Source organism: Nocardiopsis nanhaiensis, from assembly GCF_054778635.1.
Genome location: NZ_BAAGZJ010000080.1, coordinates 25,721 through 37,268 on the forward strand (window position 1 = coordinate 25,721; position 11,548 = coordinate 37,268).

The following is an 11,548-nucleotide window of genomic DNA, read 5'->3' on the forward strand; positions in this document are numbered from 1 at the left end:
CCGGTTCGGCCGGTCAGCCCAGGACGGCCTCGACGTCCTTGGTGATCTGCTCGACCAGCTCTCCGGTGCGCCCCGTGAAGTAGAAGTGGCCACCGGGGAAGGCGTGGTGTTCGTAGCCGCCCTCGACGTGGTCGGACCAGCTCGCGAGGCGCTCGGGGGTCATACCCGGGTCGTCGTATCCGCCGAAGACCGACAGCGGCACCCGTAGCGCCGGGGCATCGGGGTCCGTTGTCCAAGTGTCGACCAGTTCCAGGTCGGCGCGCATCAGGGGTTCGACGTAGGACCACACGTCGGGGTCCTCGAGTGCGCTGCGGGGGGTACCGCCCATGCGGACGATGGCCTCGCGCAGGCGCTCCGCGGAGGCGAGGTGACGGGGTTCGGGGCGCTCATGGCCGGGCCTGGGGCTCCAGGCGGAGGCGCCGAGCCAGGCGGGTGGTGTGTCCGTGAGGCGCCGGGTCAGTTCGTAGGCCACGAGCGCGCCCATACTGTGCCCGAAGAGGCCGAAGGGGCGGTCGAGTTCGGGGCGGATGACCTCGTGCATGTAGTCGGCCAGGGCCCCGGCCTCTCGGATGGGTGCCGCGGCGGATGTGCGGGTCCGGCCAGGGGCGTCGAGGAGGCAGATCTCCCAGTCCGCGGGAAAGTGGCGAACCCACCCGCGGTACCCCAGGTGGGAGCCGCCGGCGTGGTGGAGGACGAAGAGCCGGAACCGGCAGTGGGGAACGGTTCTCAGCCGGGTCAGGGCTCCCTCGTGCACGGCTCCCCCTCGTCTTCCTACCGTCAAGTAACAACGTAAACCTACCAGCCGGTAATAAGCCGTCGGTAACTCGGAGGCCCCGGTCGACTCCCGCACGTGAGTGAGAACACCGTCGGCCCGGCACCGCGATCGGGGCTTGTGCCGACGGCCCTTCGAACGCTAGACATCCAGACATGTCCAGGAGCCACACGTACACCGTCGCAGGCCTCACCAACCCGGTCGAAGTCGTGGTCGACAGGTGGGGCGTGCCCCATATCCGGGCCAGCAGCAGCGCCGACGTGTTCGTCGCGCAGGGCTTCATGGCCGCGCGCGACCGGATGTTCCAGCTCGACCTGTGGCGAAGGCGCGGGCTCGGCCTGCTCTCGGAGGTGTTCGGGGAAGGCCACCTGGAACGGGACCGCGCGGCCCGCCTCTTCCTCTACCGGGGTGACATGGACGCCGAATGGGCGGCGTACGGGGACGGAGTGCGCGAGGTGGCCGAAAACTTCACCTCCGGGATCAACGCCTTTGTCGAACTCACTGAGCGCCGACCCGAGCTGCTCGGACCCGAGTTCGCCGAGCTCGGGATCACCCCCGGACGGTGGTCGCCCGGAGACTTGGCCCGGATCCGCTCCCACGGCCTCTACGGGAACGCGGAGAAGGAGCTGGCCCGCGCGCTCACCCTGCGCGACCTTGGTTCCGAGGCCGAGGACCTGCGCGCGGTCCGCGAACCCGAGGGGCCGTTGAAAGTAACCGAGGGCCTGGACCTCAGCACGCTCCACCACGGGGTCCTGGACGTGTACCGGCTCGCCCTGTCACCCGTGGACCTGTCCGGGGCCGGAACCGGTACCGACGCAGGCGCGGCCGCGCGTGAGCCCGACGGCAGCAACAACTGGGTGATCTGTGGCGAGCGGACCGCCAGCGGCCGCCCCATCCTGGCCAACGACCCCCACCGGGCGATCAGCAACCCCGCGCTCCGCTACCTCACGCACCTGAGCTGCCCGGAGTTCGACGTGATCGGTGCCGGCGAGCCCGCACTTCCCGGGGTCTCCATCGGCCACAACGGCCGCGTGGCCTTCGGGCTCACCATCTTCCCCATCGACCAGGAGGACCTGTACGTCTACGAACTCCACCCCGACGCCCCCTGGCGCTACCGGCACGGCGACGGCTGGCGGGACTTCGAGAGGGTCACCGAACGGGTCCCGGTCCTCGGTGGACCCGACCGTGAGGTGGAGCTGAACTTCACCGTGCACGGCCCGGTCGTGCACACCGACCCCGAACGCCGGACGGCCGTCGCGGTACGCGCCGCCTGGCTCGGCCCCGGCATGGCCCCCTACCTGGGCAGCGTCCAGTACATGCGGGCACGCGACAGCCGCGGCTTCCGCGACGCCATGCGGGTCTGGGGCGCCCCCGGGGAGAACCAGGTCTACGCCGACTCCGAGGGGATCGGCTGGATCGCCGCGGGCCGGGTACCGGCCCGGCCGAACTGGGACGGTGCACTGCCCGTACCGGGCGACGGCAGCCACGAATGGGCCGGGTTCCACTCCGGGGCGGAGCTGCCCGCCGTGGACCGCCCCGAGCAGGGCTGGTTCGCGTCCGCCAACGAACACAACACCGGCCGCGCCGCCGACTGGCGGCCGTTCCCCATCACCCGGGACTGGGCTGCGCCCCTGCGGTACGAGCGCATCGCCGAGGAACTCTCCGCGCGGACCGGGTGGACGGTCGAGGACGCATGCCGCCTGCAGAACGACCACGTCAGCCCGGCCGCTCGCACGGCCCTCGAACTCCTGGAACAGCTGCCCGCGCAACCGACGGACACAGTGCCCGGGGCCGCCGAAGCGCTGGAACTCCTGCGCGGTTGGGACGCCACGATGGCGGTGGACCTGCCCCAGCCCACCCTGTTCGAGCACTGGTTCCGCCGCCGCCTGCGCCCGGCCCTGCTGCGCGAACGCCTGCTGCCGCTGGTCGGCCCCGACCGGGTGGCGGAGGCCGTGAACGCGGTCTCCCCGGACGAGAACGTCGCGGGCGACCCGCGCATCGGGCTGCGCCTGCTGGCGGAGTCGGTGGGGAACACGCGGGGCAGGGCACTGGTGGCGGCGTCCCTGGGCCTGGCCTACCTGGACCTGGTGGAGCGGTTCGGTCCGCCCTCCCGCACCTGGCGTTGGGGCGAACACCATTTCGCCCGGCTCGACCACCCCCTCGCCGCCGTCGAGAACCCTCCTTCATGGGCTGTCGTGCGCCGGATCCCGCGCCCCGGAAGCGCGGACACCGTGGACCTGACCGCCTACGACGGCACCGGCCGCCAGTACCACGGGGCCTCCTTCCGGATCGTGGTCGACGTCGGAGCCTGGGACGAGTCCGTGGCGGTCAACGCGCCCGGCCAGTCCGGGGACCCGCGGAGCCCCCACCACCGGGACCTCACCGACCTGTGGGCCGAGGGCCGGTACTTCCCGCTCCTCTACTCCCGCGAGGCGGTGGACCGCCACCGATCGGTCACCCTCCGCCTGGCTCCCGCCGCCCCCGCTCCGGACGACCGGACGTGACCGCGCGGCCGAGCCGGGCGGAGAGTTCTGCGGTGTACCGGACGAGGTCGTCGGGGCCCTCCACCGTGAAGTCCTGGCCGGTCAGGGCCAGCACGCTGACGATCCACTCGTAGGAGTCGACCCTGGCGGTGTACCGCGAGCGGTCGGGTCCGACGGCCTCCAAGGAACCGTCCACGCGCGTGATACGGGTGGCAACTTCGGCCGCTGAGGCGTGGAAGAGCACCGTGACCGTGTACCGGTCCTCCCCCGCCCCGAACCCCCGCTCCAGGTACGCGGCCAGATCCTCGTCCGGAAGCTCCCTGGGGGTGAAGGCGGCACGGGTCGGCGTCACCCCGGTGATCCGGTCGAGCCGGAAGGACCGCCAGTCCGCCCGGTCCCGGTCCCAGGCGAACAGGTACCAGCGGCGCCCCAGCAGGACCAGTCGGTAGGGGTCGGCCTTGCGCCACCGCTCCGCACCGTCGCGGCCCCGGTGGGTCATCCTCACCCAGTGGCCGTCGGCGACCGCTTCCCCCAAAGCCGTGAGCACGCCCGCCGGGGCTCCGGGCCAGACCCGTTGGCCCGGATCGACCGCGGAGGCCAGGCCCACGGCCTGGCGCGACAGCCGAGAGGGGAGCACCCGCTCGATCTTGCCGAGGGCCCGTTCGGCACCGTCCTCCGTCCCCGCCACCCCGCTGAGCCCGCCCGCGACCATCCGCAAGCCCAGCGCCACGGCGACCACCTCGTCGTCCTCGAACATGAGCGGCGGCACGGCATTGCCCGCGACCAGCCGGTAGTACCCGCCCGGCCCGCGCAGGCTCTCCACCGGGTAGCCGAGATCGCGCAGGCGGTCGATGTCGCGGCGCATCGACCGGGCGCTGGTACCGAGTGTCTCGGCCAAGACCGCGCCCGACCAGGCCCGGCCGTTCTGCAGGAGCGAGAGCAGGCGGAGCATCCGCTGGCTGGTGTCGGCCATGCCGACCATTCTCCCCCGACTCCGGCGAATTGTGGCCGGATTCTGACCACAATCCGGCCTAGCGTGACCGCATGAGCACCACGACAATGCCCGGGATCACCGTGGTCGGCGCCAGGCAGAACAACCTGCGCGGGGTGGACCTGACCCTGCCCAGAGACCGGCTCACCGTGTTCACGGGGGTCTCTGGGTCGGGCAAATCGTCCCTGGTGTACGGCACGATCGCCGCCCAGTCCCAGCGTCAGCTCAACGAGGCCCACGACAGCTTCGCCCGCAACCGGATGGCCCACCTGGGCGTGCCCGATGCGGACCGGCTGACCAACCTGACGGTGACCATCGCCGTGGACCAGCGGCGGTTCAGCGGCAACGCGCGCTCGACCGTGGGGACGGCGACCGACCTCGCCCCGCTGCTGCGGCTGCTGTTCTCGCGGATCGGTCAACCCTGGGCGGGCTACTCCCCCGCCTTCTCGTTCAACGACCCGAGCGGCATGTGCCCCGAATGCCAAGGGTTGGGCTCCGTGCGGAGAGTCGACGCGGACGCGCTGCTCGACCACGAGCTTTCGCTCGACGACGGCGCGATCCGGCTGCGTACCTTCGCCCCCGGCTCCTGGCGGTGGAAGCGCTACGTGCACGCCGGGCTGTTCGACCGGACGAAGCCCGTGGGCGCCTACACGGCGAAGGAGCGGGACCTCCTGCTGCACGCCGAGGGCCTGCGACCCGACCGGCCGGACCCGGAGTTCCCGGTCACCGGGGTGTTCGAGGGGGTGATCCCCCGCATCCACCGGAGCCTGCTGGACGCGGCGGCACTCAACGCGCGCGACCGGGCCGAACTGGACCTGGTGGTGTGGCGGGGGACCTGCCCGGCGTGCGACGGCGCCCGGCTGAACCCGGCGGCGCTGGCCTGCCGGATCGGCCCGTACAACATCGCCGACCTGTGCGCGCTGCCCGTCACCGGACTCGCCTCCGCGGTGGCCACCGTCGATGACCCGCGGGTCGCCCCGGTCACCGCTTCCCTGCTGGAACGCCTCCGAGGGCTGGAGGAGGTAGGCCTCGGCTACCTGAGCCTGGACCGCGCCTCGGCCACGCTGTCCGGAGGGGAGGCACAGCGGGTGCGGCTGGTCCGCCACCTGGGCGGGTCACTGACCGGGCTGACCTACGTGCTCGACGAACCGAGCGCCGGGCTGCACCCCGCCGACGTGCACCGGCTGACCGGGCTGCTGCGGCGGCTGCGCGACAAGGGCAACACCGTGCTCGTGGTGGAGCACGACCCGGACGTGGTCGCGGCGGCCGACCATGTCGTGGACCTGGGCCCCGGGGCGGGCCGGGACGGCGGGCTGGTGGTGTATGAGGGGCCGGTCGAGGGTTTGCGGGCGGCCGACACCCCCACCGGCCGGTACCTGCGCCGAGCGCGTGCGGTGCGCGCCCGCACGCGTGTCCCGGACGGGAGCGTGGAGGTGCGGGACGCGTGCCTGCACAACCTGCGCGGCGTGGACGTGCGCATCCCCACCGGGGTGCTGACCGCGGTCACCGGGGTGGCGGGTTCGGGCAAGAGCTCACTCGTGCACGGGGAGCTGCCCCGAGTGCGGCCGGACGCTGTGGTGCTGTCCCAGGGGGTGCTGCACGGCGGCCCACGGTCCACCCCGGTCACCTTCCTGGGAGTGCAGGACGCCTTCCGAGCGCTGTTCGCGCGTGCGCACGGGGTGGCGCCGGGATGGTTGAGCGCCAACTCGAAGGGGGCCTGCGCGACGTGCCGGGGCCGCGGTGTGATCGTCACCGACCTCGCCTTCCTCGACGACGTCGAGACCGTGTGCGAGGACTGCGGAGGGCTGCGATTCAACCCGAGGGCGCTGTCGTACACGCTGGGCGGCCGGAACATCGCCGAGGTGCTGGCACTGACGGCGGCGGAGGCGCGGAGGTTCTTCGAGGAGCCTTCGATCAGGGAGCCCGTGGTCGCGGGGGCACTGGAACGCATGCAGCGGGTCGGGCTGGGCTACCTCACTCTCGGGCAGTCGCTGGATACGCTGTCCGGCGGCGAGCGCCAGCGGCTGCGGCTGGCCCGGGAACTGGCCGGGACCGGGCGCCTGTACGTGTTGGACGAGCCCACGACCGGCCTGCACGGCGGCGACGTGGCCGGGCTGGTCGCCCTGTTCGACCGGATGGTGGACGAAGGGGCGACGGTGGTGGTCGTCGAGCACCGGATGGACGTGGTGGCCGCCGCTGACCACGTGTTGGACCTTGGTCCGGGCGCCGGGCACGAGGGCGGGCGGGTGGTGTTCGAGGGAACGCCCGCGCGGATGGCGGAGTCGGCCGCGGGCGCGACCGCCGACGCCCTGCGTGCCCACCTGGCCGGGTAACGGGCCGGGGCACACCGCAGGCCAATGCGGCCTCGCGGCCGGAGCAGGCGGGGCGAGCGGAAAACCCTTCGCTGCCCACCACGCCGCTCGGGCACACTGGCCCTCCACCGTTCGCGGAGGAGGAAGTCACCCAGTGCCCCGTCCCATCCCTCGGAGCCTGGTGCCGCAGACACTGGGAAACCGGGGGTTCCGCCTCCTGCTCGGCGGCCGCGGCGCCGGTGACCTCGGATCGGAGATGCTCCCGGTCGCCATGGTCGGCCTGGTCCTCGTTGAGCACGGACCCCTGATGCTCGGCTTGGTCCTCGGCGTACGCGGGGCCGCCGGGTCGTTGTTCGCACTGCTGAGCGGGGCGCTGCTCACCCGGGTCCGCAAGTCGACGGCCCTGGTGGTCAACGACGCGGTGCAACTGCTGGTGATGCTGGGTTTCGCCCTCGGCCCCGACGCGGGCGGGTGGCTGGTCGCGCTGGCCGCGCTCAGCGGTGTTGCCGGATCAGTCGTCGAACCGGCCAGCGGTGCGCTGATGCCGCTGATCGTGCCGCGCGACCAGCTCCAGGAGGCCAACGCCCTGCGCAACATCGTGGGACGTGCCGCGGGGATCACCGGCCCGGCACTGGCCGGGGTCCTGCTCGCCGTGATGGACGTTCGAACCGTGTTCCTGGTGATCGCCGCGCTGTTCGCGGTCTGTGTCAGCGCCCTGGTGTGGATCCGGGAGGCGCCGCCCGCACCCGAGCGGGCTTCGGAGACCACGGTCACGAGTCTGCGGGCCGGCTGGCGCGAGGTAGCGCGCAGGCCGTGGATCCTGGCGATCATCGCGGTGGCCACCGTCCAGGCCCCCGCCACGCTTGCCCCCGGGTTCACCCTGCTGCCGATCGTGGTCGCCGACTCCTATGCCGAGCCCGTCTACGGGCTGGCCCTGTCCTGCATGGCCGCCGGGCAACTGGTGGGCGGGGTGGTCGCCGCCCGGTGGACCCCGCTCCGGCCCGGGCTGGTGTCGCTGCTGGGTGTGCTCTGCTACCCGCTGACGCTGCTGGGCCTCGCGCAGACCGTGCCGGCCCCGGTACTGCTGGCGGGCTATGTCGCCACCGGGGTGGGGTTCATGCTCTTCGGCGTGTACTGGTACACGGCGCTGCAGAAGTCCGTCCCGCAGGACCGCCTGAGCGTGGTAATCAGCATCGACCAGGTGGGCAGCTTCGGACTCGAGCCGGTCGGGTACGCAGCCGCCGGCGCACTGGCCGAGACCGTGGGCGCCCGTCCCGTGCTCTACGGAGCGGCCGCAGTGGGGCTGGCCACCAGCCTGCTGCCGCTCCTGGTGCCAGGGGTACCCCGCCTGGCGGACCGGCCCTCCCCGAACTGATCCGGAAACCTCTCCCCCGCCGGGAACTCCCCGGGCCCCCAGGACGACATCAGTGGCGACCGGGGCACCGACGGCCCGGGATACCGGCGGGAAGGACAAGCATGGAACCGGCACCCACCACACGACCAGGAGTCTGGGCACAGCTCAGGCCCCTGGTGCTGCGGCTGCACTTCTACGCGGGCGTGCTGGTCGCGCCCTTCATCCTGGTCGCGGCGGTCACCGGGCTGCTCTACGTCTGGACCCCGCAGCTCGAGCAAGCGCTCCACTCCGACCTCCTACGGGTCCCCGCCGCCGAGCGGTCCCTACCCCTGGGCGAACAGGTGCGGATCGCCGCGGCAGAGATGCCCGGGGCCCACGTGGACTCGGTCCGCCCGGCCACCGGCCCCGAGGACTCCACCCGAGTGCTCCTCGACGTGCCCGGCGCCGAATCCACCACGCAGACGACGGTGTTCGTCGACCCCCACGAGGGCGAAGTCCTGGGGACCGCCGAGACTTACGGGACCAGCGGTGCCCTCCCAGTACGCACCTGGATCGATCTGCTCCACCGCGAGCTGCACCTCGGCGAGTTCGGACGCCTGTACAGCGAACTCGCCGCCAGCTGGCTTGGGGTGGTCGCCCTGGGCGGGTTCGCCCTGTGGGTGGCGCGGGCCCGGCGCCGACGCGCACGCCGCCTGCTCGTTCCCGGGGCCGGAACCCCACCCGGCCGGGGCCGGTCGGTCTCGCTGCACGCCGCGACCGGGGTGTGGCTCCTCCTCGGAGTCCTGTTCCTGTCAGCCACCGGCCTGACATGGTCGAAATACGCTGGCGCCAACATCACCGACCTGCGTGAGGCCCTCTCTTGGACCACCCCGGTAGTCTCCACCGAAACCACCTCAGCCAGTTCGGGAGTGGACGCCGGGATCGACGCCGTCATGGAGAGCGCCCGCGACGCGGGTCTCGACGGCCCGGTCTCGGTCGAGGTCCCGGGCGGGCCCACCGCCCCCTACGTCGTCACCCAGCTCGAACGCTCCTGGCCGACCCAGGAGGATTCCGCCGCGATCTCCCAGGACACCGCCGAAGTCACCGACCTGGTCCGCTTCGCCGACCACCCCTTGATGGCCAAGCTGAGCCGCTGGGGAGTCGACGCCCACATGGGCGTGCTGTTCGGAGTGCCTAACCAGATCCTGCTCACCGTCGTGTCCGGCAGCCTGATCTGGGTCGTCCTCCTCGGCTACCGCATGTGGTGGCAGCGCCGCCCCACCCGATCCGAGCCGTGGAGCCTGGGTCGCCCGTACCCGCGCGGTTCCCTCCTCGCCCTGTCCCTGCCGCTGAAAGCCGCCCTGGTCGTATCCCTGGCCCTGCTCGGCTGGGCGATGCCGGTCATGGGGGTATCCCTGGCGGCTTTCCTCCTCTTCGACACAGCCCTGGGGCTGATAGAACGCTGGCGAACCGCTGATAAGCACCCCCAGGGAACCCTCGGACAGAAGGTGAAGGAAATGTCCAAGGATTAGCACTTGGGGAACAGAGTTCTATCTGGAGCTTCCTTGGCTGCCTCTGCCACTTTTCCTGCGGGCACCCTCCTTTCCCGCCGCCCGATTGTGGCCGTCTCCGCTGCGCGCGTCAAGGTCGTCGCCATCGAGCGCTTCGCGCGTCAACGGCGCTCCACCTTGACCCGCTCCGCTACGACGGCGGGTTGGCGGCTATCGGGAAAGGGGGACGGGCGGTCGAGGTCTGAGCGGAAATACTCGGGCTCCGCCCGATAACTGCGTCGGCCTGGCGGCCGATCCCTGCCACGCCGCCGGAGCGTTGACGGGTCGGGTGTCGCGGCTGGTCAATGTGTGCGGCGGACCCCGAACAGCACGGCCTTCGGCCGGGTGGGCCACTCCGCCGGAGTCGACCGGTTGCGGGTGTCGCGGCCGGTCAATGTGGGAGGCGAAAACCCCGCTGATCTTGCTCCTGTCTCCACCCTCGGCCGTCGAGAATGGCGACAGGAGCAAGATCATTCCCAATCGGTTGCGCATGTGTCCGCTTTGTTCGAGAATGCGCCCAGGGGTGTGCGAACCTTTCCTGCAAGGCTTCTCTTTGGCGGAGTGGAAAGGCGGGTCGGGGTGGCCGGGCAAGTGCTTTATCACCCCGGGGTTAGATCCTTTCTGTGCCTTTCTTGATATCCTTAGGGTATGACTTCTTATTTCGGGCAGTGCGGGAACACGACGGGAAACACCCCCGCCGTGGCCGCCATGGGTGCTGCCCGAGAGAACATTGCCTCGGAAATGGCGGAAGTGCCTCCGACGGGTGCGGCTGGTGAGGTCCTGGATGTGATCTCGCAGGTGTTCGAGGACTTCGACCGGGCCCAGCTTTCGATGCTGCTGCGTCTGGCCCAGCTGGAGGCGGCCGGGACCCTGTTGGAGGCGGGCGGGCAGAGGTCGGTGCAGAACTGGCTCATCCACTCGGTGGGGATGGCCCCCGGTGAGGCCAACGGGCGCGCCGAGCTGGCGCGCCGGTTGTTCGCCCAGGAACTGCCCGCCACCCGCGAAGGCCTGGACTCCGGGTTGCTGTCCATCGGCGAAGCGGTGGCGGTGTGCAAGGCCGCTGACAAGGCCGTGGACAAGCGCAACACCAAGGACTGCCCGGACGCCGGTAAGTTCCGGAGGATCATCGAGGCCGGGATCCTGGCCTCCAAGGCCAAGGAGCCGGCGATGTCGACCTCCGACATCGCCCGGCTGGGTAGGGAGCTCCTGGCCCAGTACAACCCGGCGGTGGTGGAGGAGCAGTACCAGGCCGCCTTCGACGCCCGTGGTGCGCGTTTGGTGCGCACCTTTGATGGCACTCACCTGTTCGAGGCCTGGGGTCCGGGTGAGCACGCCGAGGAGTTCCAGTGCGTGCTCAGGGCCCACGAGTCGGAGTATGACCCTGAGAGGCTGCACGTGTCGGCCTCCGAGCGGATGTATGACGCGTTCATGAACCTGGTCCGGTCCGCGACCAACCCCACCGGCCCCACCGAGAACGCTGAGGGGCAGGCCGAAGACGGGGTCGGGGATGGCAAGCGCGGTCAGGGTCGCAAGCGTGCTGCGGTGGCGATGATCAACATCATGGTGCCCCTGCCCACCTTCCTCGGCCTCCAGGGCGAAGACGGCCCGGCTACGGGTGCGGGGCCTGCGATGACCCAGGATGGGCAGGTGGTCTCCATGTCCGCGGTCCGTGCCCTGGCCCCCAACAGCGTGCTGCGCCGGATGATCACCTCCCCCAAGGGTGACCGGGTGCTGGACGTGGGCCGCACCCAGCGCGACGCCACGGGTGCCCTTCGGGACGCGGGGATGTTCGGCCACACCACCTGCGCCTGGCCCCAGGGCTGCAACTTCCCGGCCAGCGGGTCGGAGGCCGACCACAAGCAGAGCTTCTCGGCCGGTGGGTCCACCAGCGCGGACAACATTCAGCCACTCTGCTCGGACCACAACCGGCTCAAGTACCGGAGGGAGACCAACCCCGAGCAGTCCACCTGGCAGGGTCGTCCCTCCCACCGCAACCGCAGCAACAAGGGGGAGGACTCGGACGGGGACCCGGAGCCAGCCCAACCCCCTTCCTGGAGTCACGGTCACCCTCGTTTTTGACTCCAACTAGGGGGTTCACCACACACCC

The 11,548-nt window shown here is 71.3% G+C and carries 7 protein-coding genes; 5 read left to right on the top strand and 2 right to left on the bottom strand.

The annotated features are described in order from the left end of the window. Positions 1-13: 13 nt before the first annotated feature. Complete coding sequence (locus tag ACYVD1_RS27865; RefSeq protein WP_460777473.1) at positions 14-754, bottom strand: thioesterase II family protein; 741 nt, start codon at positions 752-754, stop codon at positions 14-16. Between the two features lie 173 nt (positions 755-927). Here ACYVD1_RS27865 and ACYVD1_RS27870 point away from each other — a divergent pair, with 173 nt between their 5' ends. Continuing rightward, the gene (locus ACYVD1_RS27870) at positions 928-3,276 is read left to right on the top strand and encodes a penicillin acylase family protein (RefSeq protein ID WP_460777474.1); all 2,349 of its coding nucleotides are present in this window, start codon (positions 928-930) and stop codon (positions 3,274-3,276) included. Here ACYVD1_RS27870 and ACYVD1_RS27875 read toward each other — a convergent pair. Beyond that, entirely contained in the window at positions 3,227-4,228 is a 1,002-nt protein-coding gene (locus ACYVD1_RS27875; RefSeq protein WP_460777475.1) for a helix-turn-helix transcriptional regulator, read from the bottom strand. The genes ACYVD1_RS27870 and ACYVD1_RS27875 overlap by 50 nt on opposite strands. A gap of 71 nt (positions 4,229-4,299) precedes the next feature. On the opposite strand from ACYVD1_RS27875, the gene ACYVD1_RS27880 reads away from it, so the two are divergent. The 4 genes from ACYVD1_RS27880 to ACYVD1_RS27895 all read left to right on the top strand — a co-directional run bounded on the left by ACYVD1_RS27880 (position 4,300) and on the right by ACYVD1_RS27895 (position 11,520). After that, the gene (locus ACYVD1_RS27880) at positions 4,300-6,579 is read left to right on the top strand and encodes an ATP-binding cassette domain-containing protein (RefSeq protein ID WP_460777476.1); all 2,280 of its coding nucleotides are present in this window, start codon (positions 4,300-4,302) and stop codon (positions 6,577-6,579) included. 133 nt (positions 6,580-6,712) lie between these two features. Continuing rightward, entirely contained in the window at positions 6,713-7,933 is a 1,221-nt protein-coding gene (locus ACYVD1_RS27885) for an MFS transporter (protein WP_460777477.1), read from the top strand. A 101-nt stretch (positions 7,934-8,034) separates the two neighbouring features. Further along, positions 8,035-9,423, top strand: a complete 1,389-nt coding sequence (locus tag ACYVD1_RS27890) for a PepSY-associated TM helix domain-containing protein (protein ID WP_460777478.1) — start codon at positions 8,035-8,037, stop codon at positions 9,421-9,423. A 666-nt stretch (positions 9,424-10,089) separates the two neighbouring features. Continuing rightward, on the top strand, positions 10,090-11,520 hold the full coding sequence (locus ACYVD1_RS27895) for an HNH endonuclease signature motif containing protein (protein ID WP_460777479.1): 1,431 nt from the start codon (positions 10,090-10,092) through the stop codon (positions 11,518-11,520). Positions 11,521-11,548: the final 28 nt, after the last annotated feature.

Bases quoted from the DNA above. Each gene is read 5' to 3' on its own strand.
- ACYVD1_RS27880 (WP_460777476.1), top strand. From the start codon at position 4,300: ATGAGCACCACGACAATGCCCGGGATCACCGTGGTCGGCGCCAGGCAG.
- ACYVD1_RS27895 (WP_460777479.1), top strand. From the start codon at position 10,090: ATGACTTCTTATTTCGGGCAGTGCGGGAACACGACGGGAAACACCCCC.
- ACYVD1_RS27875 (WP_460777475.1), bottom strand. From the start codon at position 4,228: ATGGCCGACACCAGCCAGCGGATGCTCCGCCTGCTCTCGCTCCTGCAG.
- ACYVD1_RS27870 (WP_460777474.1), top strand. From the start codon at position 928: ATGTCCAGGAGCCACACGTACACCGTCGCAGGCCTCACCAACCCGGTC.
- ACYVD1_RS27890 (WP_460777478.1), top strand. From the start codon at position 8,035: ATGGAACCGGCACCCACCACACGACCAGGAGTCTGGGCACAGCTCAGG.